20 protein-coding genes are annotated in these 22,065 nt (G+C 60.3%); 15 read left to right on the top strand and 5 right to left on the bottom strand.

The features are described 5' to 3' along the window. Positions 1 to 117 precede the first annotated feature (117 nt). From BLU25_RS01775 to BLU25_RS01735, 9 genes are all read left to right on the top strand, one after another. Positions 118 to 1,098, top strand: coding sequence for an IS5 family transposase (locus BLU25_RS01775; protein WP_034113392.1), 981 nt, complete (start codon positions 118 to 120; stop codon positions 1,096 to 1,098). 301 nt (positions 1,099 to 1,399) lie between these two features. Beyond that, positions 1,400 to 2,209 carry an energy transducer TonB gene (locus tag BLU25_RS01770; RefSeq protein ID WP_016780649.1) on the top strand — a complete coding sequence of 270 codons (810 nt, stop codon included), beginning with the start codon at positions 1,400 to 1,402 and terminating at the stop codon, positions 2,207 to 2,209. Between the two features lie 53 nt (positions 2,210 to 2,262). Beyond that, positions 2,263 to 2,967 carry a MotA/TolQ/ExbB proton channel family protein gene (locus BLU25_RS01765; protein ID WP_029611376.1) on the top strand — a complete coding sequence of 235 codons (705 nt, stop codon included), beginning with the start codon at positions 2,263 to 2,265 and terminating at the stop codon, positions 2,965 to 2,967. Further along, on the top strand, positions 2,967 to 3,368 hold the full coding sequence (locus tag BLU25_RS01760; protein WP_016780647.1) for an ExbD/TolR family protein: 402 nt from the start codon (positions 2,967 to 2,969) through the stop codon (positions 3,366 to 3,368). The genes BLU25_RS01765 and BLU25_RS01760 overlap by 1 nt, the downstream gene beginning before the upstream one ends. A gap of 283 nt (positions 3,369 to 3,651) precedes the next feature. Beyond that, a complete protein-coding gene (locus BLU25_RS01755; protein ID WP_016780646.1) occupies positions 3,652 to 6,366 on the top strand; it encodes a TonB-dependent receptor in 2,715 nt (904 codons plus the stop codon). A 136-nt stretch (positions 6,367 to 6,502) separates the two neighbouring features. Beyond that, complete coding sequence (locus BLU25_RS01750) at positions 6,503 to 8,380, top strand: extracellular solute-binding protein (protein WP_016780645.1); 1,878 nt, start codon at positions 6,503 to 6,505, stop codon at positions 8,378 to 8,380. A gap of 1 nt (position 8,381) precedes the next feature. Beyond that, a complete protein-coding gene (locus BLU25_RS01745) occupies positions 8,382 to 9,452 on the top strand; it encodes a microcin C ABC transporter permease YejB (RefSeq protein WP_016780644.1) in 1,071 nt (356 codons plus the stop codon). Then, a complete protein-coding gene (locus BLU25_RS01740) occupies positions 9,452 to 10,474 on the top strand; it encodes an ABC transporter permease (protein WP_016780643.1) in 1,023 nt (340 codons plus the stop codon). The genes BLU25_RS01745 and BLU25_RS01740 overlap by 1 nt, the downstream gene beginning before the upstream one ends. An 8-nt stretch (positions 10,475 to 10,482) precedes the next feature. Beyond that, positions 10,483 to 12,090 carry an ABC transporter ATP-binding protein gene (locus BLU25_RS01735; RefSeq protein WP_016780642.1) on the top strand — a complete coding sequence of 536 codons (1,608 nt, stop codon included), beginning with the start codon at positions 10,483 to 10,485 and terminating at the stop codon, positions 12,088 to 12,090. A gap of 241 nt (positions 12,091 to 12,331) precedes the next feature. Here BLU25_RS01735 and BLU25_RS23365 read toward each other — a convergent pair whose 3' ends face one another. After that, on the bottom strand, positions 12,332 to 12,799 hold the full coding sequence (locus BLU25_RS23365; protein WP_156883329.1) for a hypothetical protein: 468 nt from the start codon (positions 12,797 to 12,799) through the stop codon (positions 12,332 to 12,334). A gap of 150 nt (positions 12,800 to 12,949) precedes the next feature. Between BLU25_RS23365 and BLU25_RS23360 the strand changes: the two genes are divergently transcribed. From BLU25_RS23360 to BLU25_RS01715, 4 genes are all read left to right on the top strand, one after another. Further along, positions 12,950 to 13,228, top strand: a complete 279-nt coding sequence (locus BLU25_RS23360; RefSeq protein ID WP_084357095.1) for a hypothetical protein — start codon at positions 12,950 to 12,952, stop codon at positions 13,226 to 13,228. 51 nt (positions 13,229 to 13,279) lie between these two features. After that, on the top strand, positions 13,280 to 14,086 hold the full coding sequence (locus BLU25_RS01725) for an ABC transporter substrate-binding protein (RefSeq protein ID WP_016780640.1): 807 nt from the start codon (positions 13,280 to 13,282) through the stop codon (positions 14,084 to 14,086). Between the two features lie 75 nt (positions 14,087 to 14,161). After that, a complete protein-coding gene (locus BLU25_RS01720) occupies positions 14,162 to 14,890 on the top strand; it encodes an amino acid ABC transporter permease (protein WP_016780639.1) in 729 nt (242 codons plus the stop codon). A gap of 3 nt (positions 14,891 to 14,893) precedes the next feature. Next, positions 14,894 to 15,568, top strand: a complete 675-nt coding sequence (locus BLU25_RS01715) for an amino acid ABC transporter permease (protein ID WP_016780638.1) — start codon at positions 14,894 to 14,896, stop codon at positions 15,566 to 15,568. 151 nt (positions 15,569 to 15,719) lie between these two features. On the opposite strand, the gene BLU25_RS01710 is transcribed toward BLU25_RS01715, so the two are convergent. The 4 genes from BLU25_RS01710 to BLU25_RS01695 form a co-directional block, all read right to left on the bottom strand. After that, positions 15,720 to 16,055 carry a DUF3325 domain-containing protein gene (locus BLU25_RS01710; RefSeq protein WP_016780637.1) on the bottom strand — a complete coding sequence of 112 codons (336 nt, stop codon included), beginning with the start codon at positions 16,053 to 16,055 and terminating at the stop codon, positions 15,720 to 15,722. A gap of 1 nt (position 16,056) precedes the next feature. Further along, positions 16,057 to 17,595: a PepSY-associated TM helix domain-containing protein gene (locus BLU25_RS01705; protein WP_016780636.1), complete on the bottom strand. Its 1,539-nt coding sequence runs from the start codon at positions 17,593 to 17,595 to the stop codon at positions 16,057 to 16,059. After that, on the bottom strand, positions 17,592 to 17,882 hold the full coding sequence (locus tag BLU25_RS01700; RefSeq protein WP_016780635.1) for a hypothetical protein: 291 nt from the start codon (positions 17,880 to 17,882) through the stop codon (positions 17,592 to 17,594). The genes BLU25_RS01705 and BLU25_RS01700 overlap by 4 nt, the downstream gene beginning before the upstream one ends. A 104-nt stretch (positions 17,883 to 17,986) precedes the next feature. Further along, the gene (locus BLU25_RS01695) at positions 17,987 to 20,245 is read right to left on the bottom strand and encodes a FepA family TonB-dependent siderophore receptor (RefSeq protein ID WP_016780634.1); all 2,259 of its coding nucleotides are present in this window, start codon (positions 20,243 to 20,245) and stop codon (positions 17,987 to 17,989) included. A 308-nt stretch (positions 20,246 to 20,553) separates the two neighbouring features. Between BLU25_RS01695 and BLU25_RS01690 the strand changes: the two genes are divergently transcribed. Together BLU25_RS01690 and BLU25_RS01685 are read left to right on the top strand one after the other, a co-directional pair. Continuing rightward, complete coding sequence (locus BLU25_RS01690; protein ID WP_016780633.1) at positions 20,554 to 20,895, top strand: FKBP-type peptidyl-prolyl cis-trans isomerase; 342 nt, start codon at positions 20,554 to 20,556, stop codon at positions 20,893 to 20,895. Between the two features lie 40 nt (positions 20,896 to 20,935). Then, entirely contained in the window at positions 20,936 to 22,039 is a 1,104-nt protein-coding gene (locus BLU25_RS01685; protein ID WP_029611373.1) for a DUF1615 domain-containing protein, read from the top strand. Positions 22,040 to 22,065: the final 26 nt, after the last annotated feature.

The following is a 22,065-nucleotide window of genomic DNA, read 5'->3' as shown; positions in this document are numbered from 1 at the left end:
TGGCATAGCTGTTGCTTTACATAACTTAACGGAACTTTACAAAGCACCCGCTAGGGAATCTCCGAACAAGTTTTCAAATGTGCTGAAATACGCCTGACCACCTGATCCGAGCCGCCTATGAGCCAGATGAGCTTTTCCGATTTCGAATACGCCGGCAAGCGCAAGCAGACACGCCGCGAACGCTTCCTCGCCGAGATGGATCAGGTCGTGCCCTGGACGGGTCTGCTGGGCCTGATCGAGCCGTTCTACCCCAAGGCCGGTGGCGGCAGAAAACCCTATCCTCTGGAAACCATGCTGCGTATTCATCTGTTGCAGAATTGGTTTTCCCTGAGCGATCCGACCATGGAAGAAGCGCTCTACGAAATCACGCCCATGCGCCAGTTTGCACGTTTGACCTTGAGCGCCCCGATACCTGAAGACACCACGATCATGAATTTCCGGCACTTATTGGAAAAGCATCAGCTTGCACCTGCAATCCTCGCGGTCATCAATGGTTATTTGCAGGACAAAGGCATGTCTCTGCGTCAGGGCACTATCGTCGATGCCACCATTATTCATGCTCCCAGTTCGACTAAAAACGAAGAGGGAAAGCGCGACCCTGAGATGCATCAGACCAAAAAAGGTAACCAGTATTTCTTCGGAATGAAGGCCCATATTGGCGCTGATGTCGAGTCCGGCTTGGTTCATCACGTCCACGGCACCGCCGCCAACGTCGCCGATGTCACACAGGTCGCCGAGCTTTTGCATGGCGAAGAAAATGCAGTGTATGCAGACGCCGGATACACCGGCGTTGAGAAGCGTGAAGAGCATGAAAATCGTGAAGTGATCTGGCAAATCGCGGCGCGCCGCAGCACCTATTCCAAGTTGAATAAACGCAGCGTGCTCTACAAGGCCAAGCGCAAGATTGAGTACTGCAAAGCCCAGACACGGGCCAAGGTCGAACATCCGTTTCGGGTGATCAAATGCCAATTTGGGTACGTGAAAGTGCGCTTTCGTGGGCTGATGAAAAACACGGCTCAGTTGACCACATTGTTCGCCCTGTCGAACCTGTGGATGGCTCGAAAACAACTGATGGGTATGGGCGAGTTGCGCGCTTAACATGGAAAACCGGGCGAAAAACGCCCTCGATGAACACTGCATCAGGTCGTTTTGAGCAAATAGCGCTGCGTGCCGTGCAAATTACGACTTGCGGCCGCCGCGCAGCAAGTTGATCGGAGCATCCCTAGTTCTTCAGTTGCTTCAGCCACAAGGAATGCCCATGAACAGCCTGCCCCTGATGACGTAATACAGCGCAATAAGTGGCCCCTCACTTATTGCCTCACCGTAAACACAAGTTGTCGTCCCTGCGTGCAAGGGCGAACGGAGCCTTATTGCCCTTCATTTAGTCGAGGGACTGTTAATGAGTGACGAGGTAAAGAATAAAACGCGATCTGCCCCGCTGCTCGACGCCGAACGCGTACAGCAGTGGACGCACATCCCCCATGTAGCCAACACCTCGACACCCGGGGGCCTGGTGACATCGCGGGCGCTGCTGCTGGTAGGTCTGGTTGCCCTGCTGCACGCCGGCGCCTGGTGGGTGATGCAGCAGGCCAAGGCCGAACCTGTGGTCACGCCGCCCGAGATTCCGGAAATGACTGTCGAGCTGACCAGCCCGACACCACCGGCGCCCCCCGTGGAAGAACCGCCACCACCACCGCCGCCACCGGAACCCGAAGCGCCACCCGAGGACGAAGATGCGGTGAAGGAACCACCCAAACCGGTGGAAAAACCCAAGCCCATAGAAAAACCCAAACCGGTGGTCAAGCCCAAGCCGGTACAAAAACCGCAGCCGCCCAAGCCTGCGCCACAGGCACCGGCAGCCCCCGCTGCACCGACTGCGCCAGCAGCACCTGCGGCGCCTGTCGCAGCGCCGGGCCCGGTCAAGGAAACCGCTGCAGTTTCAGGGCTGGCCAGCCTTGGCAACCCGCCGCCGGAGTATCCGTCCCTGGCCTTGCGCCGCAGTTGGGAAGGCACCGTGGTGTTGCGCATCAAGGTGTTGCCCAACGGTCGCGCCGGCACGGTGGACGTCACCAAATCCAGCGGCAAACAGGCACTCGATGACGCTGCAGTAGAAGCCGTACGCAACTGGAAGTTTGTCCCGGCCAAACGAGGGGATACCCCCATCGAAGGATTTGCCACCCAAACCATCTCTTTCAAATTGCCGGAATAACCCAGCCGGGTGCCGACACTAACTTTTATTTAGCCGCCGTGTGAGGTGTAACCATGAACGAGTCTCTGTCTTCCATGATTGTCCCCGGGGTGCTCTGGGCACTGGTGCTGTTTTCGGTGGTGAGCTGGGCTTTGCTGCTCATCAAGTCATCGCAATACCTGCGCCAGAAAGCGCAGAACTCACAATTCAGCAAAGCCTTCTGGGCCGCCCCTGACCTGCTGACCGCCGCCGAACACGCCAGCCAGTACCCCGGCGCCCTGGCCCGCATCGCCAACAGCGGCTTCGAAGCCATGATTGTCGATGACACGCCGCGCACCACCCAGCAACTGGCCCACACCATCAACCGCTCCGACCGCCTGGAGCGCAACCTGCGCCAACAGATCCAAAAGGAACGCCGCGCCCTGGAAAGCGGCCAGGCGATCCTCGCCAGTATCGGCAGCACGGCGCCCTTTATCGGCCTGTTCGGCACCGTATGGGGGATTATGGAAGCGCTGCAGACCATCGGCGCCACCGGTTCGGCCAGCCTGGAAACCGTAGCCGGGCCCATCGGCCATGCCTTGATCGCCACCGGTGTAGGTATCGCGGTCGCAGTACCGGCGGTGCTGATTTACAACTTCTTCCTGCGCCGCCTCAAGCTGGCCTCGGCCAACATGGACGACTTCGCCCATGACTTCGACGCCCTCGCCCAGCGCAGCGCCTTTGCCATCGACCGCCAGGCCATTTCCAACAAGCGCACGCCGGTGCGGGAGGCAAGCTGATGTCTTTCTCAACCCAGGACAGCGACGAAGTACTCAGTGAAATGAACGTCACCCCGCTGGTGGACGTGATGCTGGTGCTGCTGGTGGTGTTTATCGTGACCACGCCGATGATGACCAACGCGATCAAGATCAACCTGCCCAAGACCGATGCCGTGGCCTCGGCCCAGAAAAAAGACCCGGTGGTAGTCAGCGTCGACCAGGACGGCAAGTTCTACCTGGCCAAGAACGAAGTGGCCCCCGAACTGCTGGAAAAAAGCCTGCAGGACGTGAAGGCCCAGGACCCGGAAGTGCGCGTGCAGTTGCAGGCGGACGAAGGGGTCAACTACGGCCAGGTGGCCAAGGCTATGGCCTCCATCGAGCGTTCGGGCATTACCAAAATATCGGTGATGACCGCCAGATGAAGCCCTCACCCCAACCCTCTCCCAAAGGGAGAGGGAGCTGGTCTGCGGTGTTCTTGAACCCGCGGGCTGTCAATTCCCTCTCCCTCAGGGAGAGGGTCAGGGTGAGGGGCTTTTGATCCTGTTGTAACCACGCACCACCCACGCCGCGCAGGGGCCTTTTGGCCCTTGCAGGGGAGCGGCTTGCTTGAAAAACGTGTTTTGCCCCGGGTCGACACAACCCAACTGGAGTCATGAGGGCTCACAAGGCCATTCCAATAAACGTCTGAATAAGTCGGAAATAACCATGCAGATGAAGAGTTCAGGTTTTACCCTCAAGCCGCTCGTTGCAAGCTTGCAACGACACCGTTTTGTGCCGCTGTATCTGGTTGCTCTGGGGATGAGCGCGGGCCAGTTGCAGGCAGCCGAAGTGACTGCAGCGGATGATTCGAGCGCCACCGTCAGCAGCGCTGATGCGGCGCCTGCGCCAGCCACTACACAGCTGGACCGGGTCGAAGTGACCGGCTCGGCGATCCGCCGGGTAGATGCCGAAACCGCCGTGCCCATCACCATCCTGCGCGCCGAGCAGTTGCGCAACGAAGGCGTGACTACCACTGCCGAGATCATGCAGCGCGTGACGGGCAACCAGTCATTGCGCAACTCGGCCAGCTCCGTGGGTTCCGGCACCGGGGGTTCGAGCTTTGCCGACATGCGCGGCATCGGTGCCAACAAGACCCTGGTGCTGCTTAACGGCCGCCGTTTGGGCAACAACGCCATCGACGGCTCCGCGGTAGACCTGAACACCATTCCGTTTGCCGCCATTGACCGCGTCGAAGTCTTGCGCGACGGTGCGTCGGCCTTGTACGGCACTGACGCGATTGGCGGTGTGATCAACTTCATCACCAAAAAATCCATGACCGACGGCACCCTGTCACTGGGCGGCGAAGGTGCAGACGCCAGTGGTGGCGGCGAAAGCCACGATATCAGCGGTAGCTGGGGCTACGGCGATCTGGAAAAAGACCGTTTCAACGTCATGGCCGTCGCCGGCTATAACAAGCAAAACGCCCTGCACGCCAAGGACCGCACGTTCGCCAGCAACTACGAACCGGGCCGCGGCCTGGATCAGACTTCCGGCACGTCCAACCCTGCCAACTGGAGCCAGGGCAATATCAATACCAACCCGCTGGCGGCCAATGGCTGCAACGGGGCAAACCTGGTCCTGCGCCAGGGGCTATGCCGCTATGACACGCGCAACTATATCGACCTGCTGCCAGAAACCGAGAAGACCTCCTTTTTCGGCAAGGCCACCGGCAAGATCACCGATGTCGACAACGTCAACCTGGAGTACTTCTGGGCCCGCAACAACAATGCCGTGGGTGTTGCCCCTGCCCCCCTGATCGGCGCCAGCATGGACCCGAGCTCGCCTTACTACCCGGGCAACGGCATAACCCCGGGTAGCAGCGATCCGTCCTTCGACCCTACGCAACCAATCGGCCTGAACTGGCGTGAAACCGCTGCCGGTGGCCGCCAGAGCAAAGACCAGAACACCAGCCAGCGTCTGGTATTGAGCTTCGATGGTGTGGCCAAGGGTTGGGATTACAATGTCGGCGCCTCGTACAACCAGAATCAGGTGAACTCCAGTGTGACGGGCGGTTACGCCAGCGACGCGGCCATGCTCAACGGCATTGCCGATGGCATCATCAACCCGTTCGGCCCGCAGACACCTGCCGGGCAGGCCTATATCGACGAGCACCAATATCACGGCCAGTACATGTCTTCGGTGGGCCGGGTCACCGGTATCGACGGGCGCATGAGCCGTGAGATCGGCGACTGGTTCGGCGCCGGTCCGTCCGGCCTGGCGATTGGCGGTGAATACCGTCAGGAGAAGTTCCACCAGACCTTCGATGGTTTTGTCGCGGATATTTCCAGCCTCGGCGCCGACCCTGACGCAAGCGTCTCGGGTGACCGTAACGTCAAGGCGGTGTACACCGAGCTGAACGTGCCCGTACTCGACAGCCTGGAACTGTCGGCCGCCGTGCGTCATGACAAATACAGCGACTTTGGCAGCACCACCAACCCGAAATACTCGTTCCGCTACCAGCCGATCAAGGAGCTGGTGGTACGCGGTGCCTACAGTGAAGGCTTCCGCGCACCGTCGCTGTACGAGCTGTACAACCCGCAGTACACCACTTACACCCAGGGCTACTACAACGATCCGCGCCTGTGCACCGGCGGCGTCGTGCAACCGGGCGGCAACGCCGGGCGCGACTGCGGCCAGCAGTTCCATAACCGCACCGGCGGCAACACCGAACTGTCCCCTGAAAAAGCCCGTAACGTGACCGTCGGTTTTGTCTACCAACCGGTGCGCAATCTGTCGATGGGTCTGGATTTCTGGTGGATTCACATCGCCAACCAGATTGCCGAGTTCCCGGAATCCACTGTCTTTGACGATCCCAACGCCTATGCTGACCGCTATATTCGCAATGCTGACGGCTCCCTGAACTACGTACAGACCGGCCTCGCCAACCTGGGTGCCGTTAAAACCAGCGGCGTCGATGTGTCGCTGGACTACAAGTTCCCCAACACCCCCTACGGTCAGTTCGGCCTTGGCCTGCAAGGCACCTATGTGTCGCGCTATGACTACCAGACCACCATTGGCGGCAGCTATACCGACAAAGTCGGCGCGTTCAAGGATGACGGCATGGTCGCGCGCTGGAAGCACGTGCTCAGCGGTACCTGGAATCTGGGCGCTTACCGGGCCTCGCTGGTCAACCGCTTCACCAGCGGCTATGACGATGCCGATCCGGACACCCACTCCCGTGTAGCGTCTTACACCTTGTGGGATATCTCCGGTGGCTACACTTTCAACAAGACCGTGGACCTGGATGCGGGGATCAAGAACATGTTCGACCGTAACCCGCCATTCTCCAACCAGGCCTACAACTTCCAGAATGGCTACGATCCACGTTACGCAGACCCAATGGGCCGTACGTTCTTCGCCCGTGCCACCTATCACTTCTGAGTGAGCACCGCTGCCGGCACACTCCGGCCGACAGCGGTTTAACTGCGAAATCGCGACCCCGCCGCGTTTTAACGCGCAATGCGGCGGGGATTTTTCCAGGCAGTCGATGGTTCTACACGCGGTACAAGGAAGCCCAATGATGTCTGCATTTTTCCTGCCCCTGCTCCGTTCGCTGCTGGTACCCGTGTTGTCTTGCGTGTGCCTGAGCGTCAACGCCGCGCCCGGCCATGCCCTGACGGTGTATGGCGAAGCGCCCAAATACCCGGCCAATTTCCAGCACTTCGACTTTGTAAATCCGGACGCGCCCAAAGGCGGTTCGCTGAGCCGCACGTCAATGGAAATCGGCCAGTTCACCTACCTGTCGCCCTATATCGACCAGGGCACCGGTGTGGCCCAGGTCGATCAATGGGTCAATGCCCCTCTGGCCTTCCGCTCGCTGGACGAGCCCTATACGGTCTACGCGCTTGTCGCGCAAAAAATCGAACGTGACCCCGATGGCCTGTGGGTACGCTTCTACCTGAACCCCAAGGCCCGTTTCGCGGATGACACACCGATCACTGCGCAGGACGTGGCCTTTACCTACGATACCCTGATGACCAAAGGCAGCCTGAGCTATCGCATGCTCTACGGCGAGGTCAAGGACCGGGTCATCGAAGGCCCGCTGCAAATCCGCTTCGACTTCAAGAACAACCAGAACCGCACCCTGGCCCTGGACCTGGCGAGCATGCACGTGCTGCCGGAACACTGGTGGAAGACCCGCGACTTTGCCGCCGGCGGCGGCTACGAGCCACCGCTGGGCAGCGGCCCGTATGCGGTCTCCCAGGTTGATCCGGGGCGCAGTGTCAGCTTTGAACGCAACAAAACCTGGTGGGCCAAAGACTTGCCGGTGAGCAAAGGCCTGTACAACTTCGATCGCCTGAAAGTGATGTTCTACAGCGACATCGACGTGGCCCGCGAGATGCTCAAAGCCGGGGCGTTCGATTACAACCGCGAGTTCTCCGCCACCGGGTTCAGCATCGGCTACGCCAGCCCGGTGCTTAGCGACGGGCGCCTGCAAAAAGGCGTGTTCGCCAAGGAAAAACCCAGTGCCGCCCAGGGGTTTACCTTCAACCTGCAAAACCCGTTTTTTCAGGACCGCCGGGTACGCGAGGCGCTGAGCCTGCTATGGGATTTTGAGTGGACCAACAAGCAGATGATGCGCAATTTTTATGTGCGCGCGCAGAGCTACTTCCCGAAAAGCGAAATGTCCGCCACGGCCCTGCCCGATGCGCGTGAGCTGGAAATTCTCGAACCCTTGCGCGGGCAGATCCCCGATGAAGTATTCACCCAGGTGTACCAGGCGCCGAAAACCGATGGCAGCGGCTATATCCGCGATAAACAGCTGCAAGCCCTGGCGCTGCTCAAGGAAGCCGGCTGGACACCGAAAGACAACCTGCTGGTCAACGCCAGGGGCGAACCCCTGCGCTTTACCTTTCTCGACAGCCCCAGCGGCTTCGATCGCATGGTCCTGCCCTGGAAACGCACCCTGGCGCAGATCGGCATCACCATGGACATCCGCAAGGTCGACTCGGCGCAGTACATCAACCGCACCAACGCCCGCGACTACGACATGATGGTCGGCCAGTTCCCCCGCAACGGCCAACCGATTGTTTCGCCGGGCCGCGAGCTGTACGACATGTTTGGCTCACGCAGCGCCACCCAGGCCGGTGCCTCCAACAACATGGTGCTGCGCAACCCGGCCGTCGACAAACTGATCGACGGCGTGGTGCAGGCCAACAGCCGCAGCGAGATGGTCCACTACACCCGCGCCCTCGACCGTGTACTGCTGTGGAACTACTACATGATCCCGCACTACTACTCGGTGGGTACCCCGACGGTGTACCTGAACCGCTTCGGCCAGCCCGCCAAGGAGGCCAAGTTCGATGAAGGCCTGGACACCTGGTGGGAAGTCAGCAAAACCCCGTTAACCAACGCGGCGTATGGCCAGGCCAGCGCACAGCCGGAGGGTCATTGAGATGCTGCATTACATCAGCCGTCGCCTGTTACTCATCATCCCCACCCTGCTGTGCATTCTGGTGGTCAACTTTCTGATCGTGCAGGCCGCCCCCGGTGGCCCGGTGGATCAAGCGATTGCCCGCTTGCAGGGCTTCGGCGGCTCGGCGGTGGGCGGTGGTGGCGGGGAAATGGCCGCGTCCGCAGCCGGTGCCAGCCGCAGCAGCCGCGGTCTTGACCCGGCGCTGATCGAAGAAATCACCAAGCATTACGGCTTCGACAAACCCATGCACGAGCGTCTGTGGCTGATGCTCAAGAACTACGCGCAACTGGATTTCGGCACCAGCTTCTTTCGCGGCGCCAAGGTCACCGACCTGATCGTGGAAAAGCTGCCGGTGTCGATCTCGCTGGGTTTGTGGGCAACACTGATCACCTACCTGATTTCAATTCCGCTGGGCATCCGCAAAGCCATCCACAACGGCAGCGCCTTCGATGTATGGACCAGCACCGCAATCATCATCGGCTACGCCATGCCGGCATTTCTGTTCGCCATTCTGTTGATTGTGGTGTTTGCCGGCGGCAGTTATGTCAGCTGGTTCCCGGTGCAGGGCATTGTCTCGGACAACTTCGACAGCCTGAGTTTCTTCGGCAAGATCGGCGACTACCTGTGGCACATGGTGCTGCCCGTATCGGCGCTGGTGATCGGCGGTTTTGCCACGCTGACCATCCTTACCAAAAACAGCTTCCTCAACGAAATCAGCCGCCAGTATGTGGTGACCGCGCGGGCCAAGGGCCTGACCGAGCGCCGTGTGCTCTACGGCCATGTGATGCGCAACGCCATGTTGCTGGTGGTGGCCGGGATTCCCCAGGCCCTGATCGAAGTGTTCTTTGCCGGTTCACTGTTGATTGAAACCATCTTCAACCTCGACGGTATCGGCCGCATGAGCTACGAAGCGGCAGTGTCGCGGGACTACCCGGTGGTGTTCGGCACACTGTTTCTGTTCACCCTGTTCGGCCTGCTGATCAAGCTGATCGGCGACCTGTGCTACACCCTGCTCGACCCCCGTATCGATTTCTCGGCGAGGACTGCCTGATGTTTACCCTCTCTCCTCTAGGCCGTCGCCGCCTCAAGCACTTCAAGGCCAACCGCCGTGGCTGGTGGTCGCTGTGGATCTTTATCGGGCTGTTTGTGGTGTGCCTGGGCGGTGAGCTGATTGCCAACGACAAGCCCCTGGCGATTCACTACAAGGACAGCTGGTACTTTCCGATTGTCAGCAGTCACCTCGAAACCGATTTCGGCGGCGAGCTGCCCTTCGAACCGGACTACCGCAGCGACTATGTGCGCAAGCTGATTACCGATCAGGGCGGCTGGATGCTGTTCGCGCCGATTCCGTTCAGCTACGACACGGTCAACTACGACCTCCAGGAACCCTCGCCCAGCCCGCCGAGCGCGACCAACTGGCTGGGCACTGACGACCAGGCCCGGGACGTGCTGGCCCGGGTGATATTCGGCGCACGGATCTCCATTCTGTTTGCCTTGATCCTGACGGCCATCAGCACCGTGGTCGGCATTACCGCCGGCGCCCTGCAAGGCTTCTACGGTGGCCTGGTCGACCTGCTTGGCCAACGGGTGCAGGAAATCTGGGCCGGGTTGCCGGTGCTGTACCTGCTGATCATTTTGTCCGGCTTTGTGGCGCCGAGTTTCTGGTGGTTGCTGGGCATCATGGCGCTGTTCAGCTGGCTGGCCCTGGTGGACGTGGTGCGCGCCGAGTTCCTGCGCGGGCGCAGCCTGGAATACGTCAAGGCCGCGCGGGCATTGGGCCTGACTGACGGCGCACTGATGCGCCGGCATATCCTGCCCAACGCCATGACCTCCACCCTGACCTACCTGCCCTTTATCCTGACCGGCGCAATCGCCACCCTCACCGCCCTGGATTTTCTCGGCTTCGGCATGCCGCCGGGCAGCGCCTCGCTGGGCGAACTGATCGGCCAGGCCAAGCACAACCTGCAGGCGCCGTGGCTGGGCCTGACCGCGTTCTGTGCGCTGGCGCTGATCCTGTCGCTGCTGGTGTTTATCGGCGAAGCCTGCCGCGATGCCTTCGATCCCCGGACCTGAGAATTGACATGACCAACACACTGATAGAAATCCGCGATTTGCGCGTGAGCTTTGCAGGGGCAGAAGTGGTTCACGGCCTCAACCTCGATATCCGCCGCGGCGAGTGCATGGCGCTGGTGGGCGAGTCGGGCTCGGGCAAGTCGGTAACGGCGCACTCGATCCTGCGCCTGCTGCCGGGCAAAGACGTGCAGACCCAAGGCAGCATCCGTTATGCCGGCACCGATCTGGTTACGGCCAGTGACAGCCAGTTGCGCAACTTGCGCGGCAACCGCATTGCGATGATTTTTCAGGAGCCGATGACCTCGCTTAACCCGTTGCACACGGTGCAAAAGCAGATCAGTGAAATCCTGGTCACCCACAAGGGCCTGAAAAACCGGGCAGCGCGGCAACGCACCCTGGAGCTGCTGGAACTGGTGGGCATCCGTGAACCGGCCAAGCGCCTCAATGCTTATCCGCACCAACTGTCCGGCGGGCAGCGCCAGCGGGTAATGATTGCGATGGCCCTGGCCAACGAACCGGAGCTGTTGATTGCCGATGAACCGACCACGGCACTGGACGTGACGGTGCAGCAAAAAATCCTCGAGCTGCTGATCGACCTGCAACAGCGCCTGGGCATGTCCTTGCTGCTGATCAGCCACGACCTCAACCTGGTACGCAAAATCGCCCAGCGCGTATGCGTGATGCGCGGCGGCGAGATTGTCGAGCAGGCCAGTTGCGCGGCGCTGTTCCGCGAGCCGAAACACCCCTACAGCCGCATGCTGATCGAGGCCGAGCCTAGCGGTAGCCCGGTGCCCGGCGAATACCGGCATAACCTGCTGGAGGTCAGCGACCTGAAGGTCTGGTTCCCCCTGCCCAAGCCGCTGTTCAGCCGCGAACGACACTATATCAAGGCGGTGGACGGGGTCAGTTTTGAGCTGAAAAAGGGCCGCACCCTGGGCATTGTCGGCGAGTCCGGCTCGGGCAAGTCGACCCTTGGCCAGGCAATCTTGCGGCTGGTGGATTCCGAGGGTGAAATCCGTTTTGGCAACAAGCAACTGAACATCCTCAGCCAGAACCTGCTGCGCCCGCTACGCCGGCAGATGCAGGTGGTGTTCCAGGACCCGTTTGGCAGCCTGAGCCCGCGCATGTCGGTGCAGCAGATCATCAGCGAAGGCTTGCTGGCCCATGATATTGGCACGGAGCAGGAGCGCGAGGCGGCGGTGATCCGGGTTCTGCAGGAAGTGGGCCTGGACCCGCAAAGCCGCCATCGCTACCCCCATGAGTTCTCGGGTGGCCAGCGCCAGCGCATCTCCATTGCCCGGGCGCTGATCATGGAACCGGACTTGATATTGCTCGACGAGCCGACTTCGGCGCTGGACCGCACGGTGCAAAAACAGGTGGTCGACCTGCTGCGCGACCTGCAAGCGCGGCATGGCCTGACCTACCTGTTTATCAGCCACGACCTGGCGGTGGTGCATGCCCTGGCCCACGACATGATCGTGATCAAGGACGGCAAGGTGGTGGAACAGGGGGATGCGCAGTCCATCTTCGATAACCCGCAACACCCCTATACCCGGGAACTGTTGCAGGCCAGCAGCTTGAAGACAAAGGAAACTGCGCTGGCCGATGTTGTGTAGCCGCTGACGAGCGGAGCGAGGCTGCGTCCGGTTTGGTGCGCCACTGCGACGCAGCAGTCGCAAAAACAGACACCTCGCAGTACCAGTTTAATCCGCTCCTCAGGTTTTACGGGGGGACGCAATGCTGGCAACGCAAGCCTTTTCGGTGGGAGCGGGCTTGCTCGCGATGGCATCACCTCGCTGTAATTGAAGGATCGCGTCGCCCGGATCGCGAGCAAGCCCGCTCCCACAGGTCAGGCGGTCAACTCCACAGGCTGCGTATCCGCGCCACTGCCCGTGACAACAAGGCTGTGGCCTTGTAGCAAAGGCAATCGGTGTCAGGCACATACCGCGCAGCGGTGCGCACCAGCCCCAAAGCGACCAGGTCGCGGGTAAAAGAAACTCTGGAGGCATAGAAGGTCTTGCTTGCCCAAGCCGACGCCACAAGGTAAGCCAGGCTCCAGAGCAGCACCCCCCAGTGATAGTAGTGCTGGACGCAGTGGTTTACGGTATCCATTACAGCCGCGACGCGGGAATCATTCCTGGCAAACAGGTACACGCCCCATACAGCCAGCAAAAAGCTTATCAGCCCCCAGTCAAAGAGTCGCCGCGTATTGATTTTCAGGCTTTGGCAACGCGCTCGTCGCTTCGAGCGGATCGGCACAATCTGGATATCACGGATATGGATAACATTGCCGTGGATGCGCTGATCGTTACTGGACCAGGTCACATCCCCAACCTTGCGGGTCCAGTACTGGCCGTTAAAGCACTTGAAACCCAGCAGAGTAAACCACGGGTGCAACTCGAATTTGTCTAGTGCCTTATCGGTGAAGATCAGCACACATCGAGGGGATATGGAGGCAGTGGTGTGGCCCGGGGAATGCTCGAACAAATCCAGGGTGTACAGGCGGCCCTGGGTGTTGACCTTGAAAAGGCGCTGTTGGAAATCGCTGACAGACACTTTGGAATAATGAATCAAGGCTTTGGGTTTACAAAACAGCTTCACAGGCAGTTCAGTCCAGAAAAGCCGTACAGCCTAGAGCAGTTTTTGGCCAATGGCCACTATCTAGCGAGCAAGACTCAGGGCGCTTGCACTGCTCAGCCCTCATATCTCCAAATAGAATATATAAATCGTTTTATATTCTTTTTTAAAAGCTAATTTTCCTGCAAGACTCTCGTCATAAATCTTCCAACTCATGATGAGAACGAAATGAAAACATTCACTGCCCTCACCGCCCTGACCCTGGCTGTTTTGTCTGGCCTGGCCCACGCCGATCGTCTGGATGACATCAAAAAATCCGGTGTGCTGCGCGTGGCGTCCTTTGACAGCAACCCGCCCTTTGGCTTTGTCGATGCCAAAAGCAAGCAGATCGAAGGCCTCGACGTGGACTACGCCAAGGCCATCGCCGACAAGCTGGGCGTGAAGTTGCAGTTGCAGCCGACCAACCCGGCCAACCGCGTACCGCTGCTGGTCGCGAACAAAGTCGACCTGGTGCTCGCCAACTTCACCATCACCCCCGAGCGGGCCGAGCAGGTGAATTTCAGCATTCCGTACTTCGCTTCGGGCCAGCAATTTATCGTCAAGAAAGGCACCCTCACATCCCCCGACGAGCTGAACAAATGGCGCGTGGGCGTGGACAAGGGCACGGTCAACGAAGGCGTATTGCGCGAGAAGTTCCCCGGCGCCAAAGTGGTGGCCTACGATGACACCCCGTTCGCCTTCACTGCCCTGCGCAACGGCAACGTCCAGGCCATCACCCAGGACGGCCCGAAGCTGATCGGCCTGCTGGCCAATGTGCCGGACAAGGACAAATACGAAGTGCCGCCCTTCACCATTTCCAATGACCTGATCGGCGTCGGTATTCCCAAAGGCGAGGCGCGCCTGACCGAGGTGGTCAACCAGACCCTCACCGACCTCGAAGCCCAGGGCAAGGCCCAGGGCATTTATGACGCCTGGTTCGGCCCGACCACCAAGACCCCGCTGACCCGCCTGTACAAGATTGGCGACAAGAGCTAAGCCTCCTTCGCGACACCCTCAGCCCGTCACGGTCAACCGGACGGGTTTGCTCGTTTCTGGATGGACGCTGTTTCTATGTTCGGTGAACTGCTTGCCCCGCAATACCTGCACTGGTTGCTCGATGGTTTTGTCCTCACCCTGATCCTTTCCCTGCTGACCTGCCTGGTGGCGACAGGGCTGGGGTTTTTACTGTGCCTGGCACGCCTCTCGCCTTTGCGTGTGTGGTCATGGCCGGCACGGGCCTACCTGGCCCTGTTTCGCAATACGCCGCTGCTGGTGCAGCTGTTTTTCTGGTACTTCGGGGTCACGGCCATGCTGCCCGAAGGGCTGGTGATGTGGCTCAACCAGCCCCGCAGCCTGTCCCTGGGCCTGTTTGAAATTGAATGGCCGTCGTTTGAATTTCTCGCCGGGTTCTGGGGGCTGATGCTCTACACCGCCGCCTTCATTTGCGAAGAGTTTCGTGCAGGCGTCAGCTCGGTGCGCGTAGAACAACGGGCGGCGGGCCTGGCACTGGGCCTGCGGCCGGCACAGGTGTGGCGCTATATCGTGTTCCCGCAGGCGCTGCGCACGGCGTTGGGGCCGTTGCTGGGGCAGTACATGAATGCCCTGAAAAACTCGTCACTGACCATGGCCATCGGTTTGGCCGAACTGTCCTATGCCTCGCGGCAAGTCGAGACCGAAACCTTCAAGACCTTCCAGGCCTTCGGTTTTGCCACCCTGCTGTATGTGGCCAGCATTGCCTTGATCGAAGTGCTTGGCCAATTGATTGCCCGCAGCAAGTGGTATCGCCAGGGAGTGGTGTAAGTCATGGATTTTTCGGTTATCAGCGACAATTTTTCGTATTTTATGCTCGGCGCCTGGCCCAACGGACAGTTGGGCGGCGCGGCACTGACGCTGTTGCTCAGCCTGTTGTCAGGGATCATTTCGGCATTCCTGGGGCTGGTGCTGGGTATTGCACTGGTGATGATTCGCGGCAAAACGCGCTGGTTGCTGCTGGGGGTACTGGGCTTTTTGCGCGCAATTCCGGTGGTGATGCTGATTTTCTGGAGCTACTTCCTGCTGCCCATCCTGTTCAAGGTTGATGTACCCGCGCTGGCCACCGTGGTATGTGCACTGTCGCTGATAGGCGGTGCGTACCTGGCGCACTCGGTGTATGCCGGGATCAGCAGCCTGCCGCCCGGGCAATGGGCGGCAGGCACGGCGCTGGGCCTGGGCAAGTGGCAGGTGCTGCGCCTGATCATCCTGCCCCAGGCCTTGCCGATGATGTTGCCGTCCTTTCTCAACCAGTGGATTTCACTGATCAAGGACACTTCGCTGGCGTATGTGATCGGCGTGGGAGAACTGTCGTTTGTCGCCACCCAGATCAGCAATCGGGTGATGGTGCACCCCACCGAAATATTCCTGTTTGTGGCGCTGGTGTACTTTGTGTTTTGCAGCAGCCTGGATCTGATTGCCAATCGTTGGGTGCGAAAACCTGCATAAAACATGTAGCAGCTGCCGAGGAACGAGGCTGCGTTCGGCGGCGCAGCCGTCGTAGAGTCAGAATGCACGGTGTGTCAGGTTAACCGCGAACTCAGGTTTTACGGCGGCTGCGCCGCCGAACGCAGCCTCGTTCCTCGGCAGCTGCTACGGTTTATGCCAGGGTTGCGATCATCGCCCAAATCGGCACAAACCCCATTGGCAACCACACGGCCAGTCGCGGCCGATACGGCAACAGCATCAGCAGGCTAAAACCACTCAGCGAGAGCAGGCCAAACCAGCCCACCGGCCCCATTGCCCAGCCCCAGGCCTGCGCGCAAAACCACAAGCTGAGCCCCAGGCTCAGCCAACCTGCAGCCCTTAGCCCACGCCGTAACTGCGTCGACGGCGGCTTGCCCCACACCTGTTTGTAATGGCGCTCCAACCCCTGGCACAAGGCAAGCATGCCGACATAGGCAAAACCCAGTGCCGCAAAAAAATCAGCCAGCATCTCAATTCACCTCGGCCATGACGGCGGTCTTTTTGCGCGGCACCCGCTCCACCGCCGGTTGCGATACTTTCCAGCACGCCCACAACAACATGGCGCCCAGGGCCATCGCGGTCAGCTCAACGCCCATGCTGCTGGGCAGCGCCCAAGGCCGATTGACGGTGAACACACTCAACAACGGCAAGCTCAGGCACATCAACCCCGCCAGCCCCAGTTGCTCGCGCCAGGCCTGCATGCGCGGGCGCAGCAAGGCATGGACACAACTCAACGCCCACACACCAAAGAACACATTCAACTCAGCATCAGCCCGTTCGGCCATTCCCGACGGCAACAGCCGGTTGCCCCACAACAGGCTGATACAAGCCAGGCTCAAGCCGGCCATAACGGTGACGTTGATCGCCTCGACCAGACGGTAAAGCACCTGGGCAACCCGACCTTCGCTGGCGTATTTGCGCCGCCGCTTGACGGTGAACAGCACCAGCCCGCTGGCAATCATGGCGCTGCTGATCAGGCCGCAAACAAAGTACAGCCAGCGCATCGGGTAGCCGCCGAACTGGGCAAAGTGCAGCCCGGAAATCACCCGGTGGGTAAGCACCGTGGGGCGCATCTCTGTGGGGCCGGACAACTGCTCGCCGGTGACGCCGTCAAAGCGCATGCCCTGGCCCTTGGTCAGGGCAATACGGTTGCCCAGGATCGGACGAATCTGGATTTCGGCATTGCTCATCCCGGGGTTGCTGATGCTGATCCCGCCCAACGGCCCCATGACCGCCCGGGCCTGGCTCAGCAACGGCCCCAGGGCTACCAGCGGTGCAGGCTCTGCGGTTGCCGGGCGCTGCACGGCAACGCTGGCCGGCGTCTTGTCCTGCGCCTTGAAAAAGGCCTCGCGGTCGCCATCGAACAACGCGTCCATCGCCGCCGGCATATAGATCACCAGGAAAATCGCCAGCCCGGTGTAGGTGATCATCAAGTGAAAAGGCAGCAACAGCACGGCACTGGCGTTATGCGCGTCAAGCCACGAGCGCTGGCCTTTGGCGGGACGGAAGGTGAAGAATTCCTTGAAGAATTTTTTGTGGATCACGATGCCGCTGACCAAAGCCGCCAGCATGCCCATGGCCAGCGCACCGACCAGGTAGATGCCGATCATGCGCGGCATGTGCAAGGTGAAGTGAAACAGAAAGAAAAACCGCCCCCCTACTGTTTCCCGCACCGGCATCACTTCGCCGGTGTCAGGGTCCAGGGTCACCGACACGCCATCACGGCGCCCGCCGGTAGAAGCCTGCAATTGCGGCGAACGCTCATAGGGCAGGCTGATGCCCCACTGCTTTGCGTCGGCCTTGTGGGCCTGCAGGTAAGTCAGTGCCCGTTGCGCGGCCTGCTCGTCGGTCAACTGATGGGCCGGCAGCTCGGGGGTCATCCAGTTGTCGATCTCCTGATCGAACACGGCCAGGCTGCCGGTCAAAAAGATCACGAACAACAACCAGCCGACGATCAGGCCGCCCCAGGTGTGCAGCCAGGCCATGGATTGGGTCAGGGTCTGTTTCATCCCAGTTGCTCCAGCAGTTGCGGCCAAAAACCGATGGCGGCCAGGGGCACGGCAAGTACCGCGCCCATCCAGGCCGACCACTGGTGGCGGGCAGCAAATGCCCACAGAATGGCGAAGGTGTAGATCACAAATGACAACAGGCTGGCGACGATCATCGCGTCCACCTTGTCCAGCGGCAGCAGCCGCGCCAAGGCAGCGGTAAAGGCATAGGTAAAGACATAGCCGCCGACTAGTGCTGCCAGGGTGCGGGACACGATCGGCGCCCAGGCCGACGTTGCAAGTTTCATTTTTTCAATCCCTTATCAAGCTCCGGCTTTTTGCCCGTGCCAGATGCGACAACGGCGCGACACCCGTTTTCACGGATATCGCGCCTGCATGGGTCACAGTGTGATCAGAACGAACTGGTCACCGAGGCAAAGTACGCCCGGCCCGCTTCGTTGTAGGTTTGCGCCCCCGCTTCATCGGCATTGCCCTTGCGATACAGCTGTTTGTCGAACAGGTTGTTGATGCCCACCCGCACGCTGAAGTTTTTATTGAACTCATAGCCGCTGCTCAGGCCCACCAGACCGTACGGGTCGACCGGCTTCTGCACGGATTTGTCGAGTGCTTCGTTGGCGCGGTTGTTGCGCTTGGGCGCTTCCTGCTTGCCGTAGTAAGTGCCGCTGACCTGGAACGACAGTTTTTCGGTGGCGTACCAGTCGAGCATGGTGTTGAGGGTGTATTTGGGGATGATGCTCAGCGGGTCGCCGGTTTCCTTGTCCTTGCTTTCGATCATGTAGGTCAGGTTGGTGTTCCAGTCCAGATCCTCGCGCAGGCTGACAAACAGGTTGCCTTCCACCCCTTGCACGATGGCCTTGCCGCTGTTTTCCCATTGCAGCACGCGACGGCCGTTGGGCAGTCGGAATGCCGCTTCGTTGCTGGCATTGATCTTGTTCTGGTAGTCGTTGCGGAAATAGGTACCGCTGGTGCGCCAGGTGCCCTTGTCGAACGCCAGGCCGATCTCCTTGTTGACGCTGATTTCCGGCTTGAGGTCCGGGTTACCGACCAGATAGCAGCCACCGATGTTCACTTCCACCGAGCTGCAACCCGCGCCACGGCTGTACAGCAGGTAGTTGGGGTTGGACTGGTACAGGTTCGGGGTTTTGTAGGCCCGGGCGATGCCGCCCTTGATGCTCAGCTCATCGGTGATCTGGTGCGAGGCATTGAGGCTCGGGCTCCAGTTGCCGCCAAATTCGCTGTGATGGTCGAAACGCACGCCGGGAGTGACGATGGTTTTGGCACCGGCTTCGATATTGTCCTCGACGTAGAACGCATAGCTGTTGGCCGTGGATTTGGTTTCGGTGCGGTCAGTGCCCGGCAGCGCCGCGCTGCCGTCGGCACCCGGGTCCCAGCTTTGCGGGCGCAGCGAACCCGGGTCATTGAGTGACTCGTAGAGGTACTCGCCGCCCAGCGTCAGCACCTGGGCGGTGCCCATGTTCAATGGCAGGTTGACTTCGCCGGTGGCGCGGGTGTTGCGCAGGCGCGATTCGAACCTGCCGGCACTTTCGGAGGGTGCGCCTTCGCCATAACCGGCCAGACCTTCGTTGAGGCGGGCGTTACGGGTCAGGTCATGGGTCAGCGAGGCCTTGGTGGAGCCCCAGTCGAACGAACCATTGTGGGTGGCCGAGAAGGTGCTGCGTTGCAGTACGCTGGTTTCCTTGCCGGTCAGGCTGTTGACGAAGTCACCCCCGCTGTTGAGCATGGTGTCGCCGGCAAAAATATTGCCCTGACGGCTGTAACTGGCTTCCAGGTCCAGGGTTTGCTCGGGGGTGAACTGCCAGCTGAGCAAGCCGTTGACGTCCTTGTTGCGCACGCCTTCGCGCCCCGCCACTACGCTGTCGGGGGAGGCCTGGGCGGCGGTGTTGATACCCGGGTCATCGGCGTCGGTCTTGTTCAGGCCGCCATACACACGAAACACCAGATCATCCGTGATCGGCCCGCTGAGGTTGAAGTTGGTACGCTTGCTCACGCCTTCGGCGTCGTCTTCGGGCGCCAGGTAGTAGGCGGTCAACGAGCCGCTGAGCTTGCTCGAAGGGCGCTTGGTGATGATATTGACCACCCCGCCCATTGCCCCGGAACCGTAGCGTGCCGCTGCCGGGCCGCGCAGGATCTCGATGCGCTCGACCTCTTCGGCCGGTACCCAGTTGGTTTCCCCACGGGTATCGCGGTCGCCGCTCCAGCCATAGCGCTGGGCATTGCGCGAAGAAGACGGCTTGCCATCAATCAGGATCAGGGTGTTTTCCGGGCCCATGCCGCGCAGGTCGATCTGGCGGTTGTTGCCGCGGGCACCGCTGGAGCTGTTGCCGGTGAGGTTGACCCCCGGTTCGCGGCGGATGATATCGGACAGGTCATTGGCCGGCGGGCGCTTTTTGATATCTTCGGCGGTGATGATCGACACCCCCGGCGCTTGCTTCAATTCCTGTGCAGCGGTGCCCAGTACGCGGGTTTCTTCAAGTTGCAGCGCCTGGCGGGTACCATCCACCGGCAAATCGGTGGCCTCTACCGGTACTTCGTCACGCTCGCGCTCAAGTGCGTCAGCGAGCAATGTGGGCGAAGCCAGAGCGGCCATGAAAGCCAGTGAAAGATGACTGCGGTTGAATCGAGACGACATGTCCAGTTGATCCCTTAACAATGGAGTGTGCTCAGCAGGCCAAAGGCTGGAAATCGCTGACGCACGACCTCGAAAGGACACAACGTTTTTTAGCGCTCCCCGGCACTGCCAGGGCTGCGATGATAAACACTCTCATTTGAGAGTAAAGCGCAGCTGACAACAATCCTCATTCGCAAGTTCCGCAATCCCTTTGTTTTAGAGCCTTTTCCTACATAAAAAAATTAATACAAATTGCAACAATGCCCTCAGATCAAGAAATCCCCTGCCCTGTACAATCCTTCATCCTACTTTTTTTGAGCCTTATCGCCATGACTGACGAACTGCACATCACTGACCTGCTACCCGGCGACGGTAAAGCCGTGGTCAAGGGCGCCCTGATTACCACGCACTACACCGGCTGGCTCGAAGACGGCAGGGTATTTGACTCTTCGCATCAACGCGGCAAGCCGTTCCAGTGCGTGATTGGCACCGGGCGAGTGATCAAGGGTTGGGACATCGGCCTGATGGGCATGAAGGTCGGCGGCAAGCGCACACTGCAGGTGCCCGCACACCTGGCGTATGGTGAAAGAAGCATGGGCGCGCATATCACACCGAACTCCAACCTGCGATTTGAGATCGAACTGCTGGAAGTGCTGACGCGCGACGACTAAGCGCTGCGATAAGTTGCACATTAATAGGAGTTGAACGCTGGTGAATCGATTTTTCAGGTGTTTTTTACCGATTATACCGCTAGTGGCACTGGCAGGTTGCAGCAGTCAGGGCACGCAGACACTGCCAAGCCTGACGCCCGACCAGACCCGTGCCCGCATCGTGCAACTGCTGCCGGCCAAGACTGCGGACCGCGCGGGCTGGGCGACTGATATCCAGGTGGCGTTCACGGCCCAGGGCCTGGCCCCCACCGATGAAAACCTGTGTTCTGTGCTGGCCGTGACCGAGCAGGAGTCGACCTTCCAGGCCGACCCGCCGGTGCCGGGGCTGGCCAGGATCGCCCGCAGTGAAATCAATCGCCGCGCCGGCAAGCTGCATATCCCCGAGTTTGTGGTGCGCAGTGCGCTGAACATCACCTCTCCCGACGGCAAAACCTACAATCAACGCCTGGACACGGCCCGCACCGAAGGCCAGTTGAGCGCCATTTTTGATGATTTCATCGGCATGGTACCGCTGGGCAAAAGCCTGTTTGGCGGCTTGAACCCGGTACACACCGGTGGGCCGATGCAGGTCAGTATCGCCTTTGCCGAAAAACGCGCCCGGGACTACCCCTACCCCGTGGCCCGCTCCATCCGCCAGGAAGTCTTCACCCGCCGCGGCGGCATGTATTTCGGCATCGCTCACCTGCTCGGCTATCCGGTGGGCTACAACCAGTCGCTGTACCGTTTTGCCGACTTCAATGCGGGCTGGTACGCCAGCCGCAATGCCGCTTTTCAGAATGCCGTCAGCCGTGTGTCTGGCATCCCGCTGGCACTGGATGGCGACCTGACTATTCCGGGCTCTTACGCGGTTGGCTCCACCGAGCTGGCTGTACGCGCCCTTGGCAAGCAGTTGGGCCTGAGCCATAACGCTATCCGCCGTCAGCTCGAAAAAGGCGACAGCCTGGAGTTCAACGAAACCGATCTGTACCAGGACGTGTTTGCCCTCGCCGACCGCCAGCAGGGCAAGCCGCTGCCGCGAGCGGTATTACCGGGCATCACCCTGCAAAGCCCGAAAATCACCCGCAACCTGACCACCGCCTGGTTTGCCCAGCGGGTTGATGAACGGCGCCAGCGGTGCATGAGCCGGGCAGCGGCCAGCCGTTGAATTTCTGTGGGAGCGAGCCTGCTCGC

The organism is Pseudomonas fragi (genome assembly GCF_900105835.1).
Classification (GTDB): domain Bacteria; phylum Pseudomonadota; class Gammaproteobacteria; order Pseudomonadales; family Pseudomonadaceae; genus Aquipseudomonas; species Aquipseudomonas fragi.
The sequence above is the reverse complement of the archived record's forward strand: the minus strand, read 5'-3'. Positions and strand labels throughout refer to the sequence as shown.

Excerpts from the sequence above, each read along its gene's own strand:
- BLU25_RS01775 (WP_034113392.1), top strand. The coding sequence starts at position 118 with ATGAGCCAGATGAGCTTTTCCGATTTCGAATACGCCGGCAAGCGCAAG.
- BLU25_RS01770 (WP_016780649.1), top strand. The coding sequence starts at position 1,400 with ATGAGTGACGAGGTAAAGAATAAAACGCGATCTGCCCCGCTGCTCGAC.
- BLU25_RS01765 (WP_029611376.1), top strand. The coding sequence starts at position 2,263 with ATGAACGAGTCTCTGTCTTCCATGATTGTCCCCGGGGTGCTCTGGGCA.
- BLU25_RS01760 (WP_016780647.1), top strand. The coding sequence starts at position 2,967 with ATGTCTTTCTCAACCCAGGACAGCGACGAAGTACTCAGTGAAATGAAC.
- BLU25_RS01755 (WP_016780646.1), top strand. The coding sequence starts at position 3,652 with ATGCAGATGAAGAGTTCAGGTTTTACCCTCAAGCCGCTCGTTGCAAGC.
- BLU25_RS01750 (WP_016780645.1), top strand. The coding sequence starts at position 6,503 with ATGATGTCTGCATTTTTCCTGCCCCTGCTCCGTTCGCTGCTGGTACCC.
- BLU25_RS01745 (WP_016780644.1), top strand. The coding sequence starts at position 8,382 with ATGCTGCATTACATCAGCCGTCGCCTGTTACTCATCATCCCCACCCTG.
- BLU25_RS01740 (WP_016780643.1), top strand. The coding sequence starts at position 9,452 with ATGTTTACCCTCTCTCCTCTAGGCCGTCGCCGCCTCAAGCACTTCAAG.
- BLU25_RS01735 (WP_016780642.1), top strand. The coding sequence starts at position 10,483 with ATGACCAACACACTGATAGAAATCCGCGATTTGCGCGTGAGCTTTGCA.
- BLU25_RS23360 (WP_084357095.1), top strand. The coding sequence starts at position 12,950 with ATGCTCGAACAAATCCAGGGTGTACAGGCGGCCCTGGGTGTTGACCTT.
- BLU25_RS01725 (WP_016780640.1), top strand. The coding sequence starts at position 13,280 with ATGAAAACATTCACTGCCCTCACCGCCCTGACCCTGGCTGTTTTGTCT.
- BLU25_RS01720 (WP_016780639.1), top strand. The coding sequence starts at position 14,162 with ATGTTCGGTGAACTGCTTGCCCCGCAATACCTGCACTGGTTGCTCGAT.
- BLU25_RS01715 (WP_016780638.1), top strand. The coding sequence starts at position 14,894 with ATGGATTTTTCGGTTATCAGCGACAATTTTTCGTATTTTATGCTCGGC.
- BLU25_RS01710 (WP_016780637.1), bottom strand. The coding sequence starts at position 16,055 with ATGCTGGCTGATTTTTTTGCGGCACTGGGTTTTGCCTATGTCGGCATG.
- BLU25_RS01705 (WP_016780636.1), bottom strand. The coding sequence starts at position 17,595 with ATGAAACAGACCCTGACCCAATCCATGGCCTGGCTGCACACCTGGGGC.
- BLU25_RS01700 (WP_016780635.1), bottom strand. The coding sequence starts at position 17,882 with ATGAAACTTGCAACGTCGGCCTGGGCGCCGATCGTGTCCCGCACCCTG.
- BLU25_RS01695 (WP_016780634.1), bottom strand. The coding sequence starts at position 20,245 with ATGTCGTCTCGATTCAACCGCAGTCATCTTTCACTGGCTTTCATGGCC.
- BLU25_RS01690 (WP_016780633.1), top strand. The coding sequence starts at position 20,554 with ATGACTGACGAACTGCACATCACTGACCTGCTACCCGGCGACGGTAAA.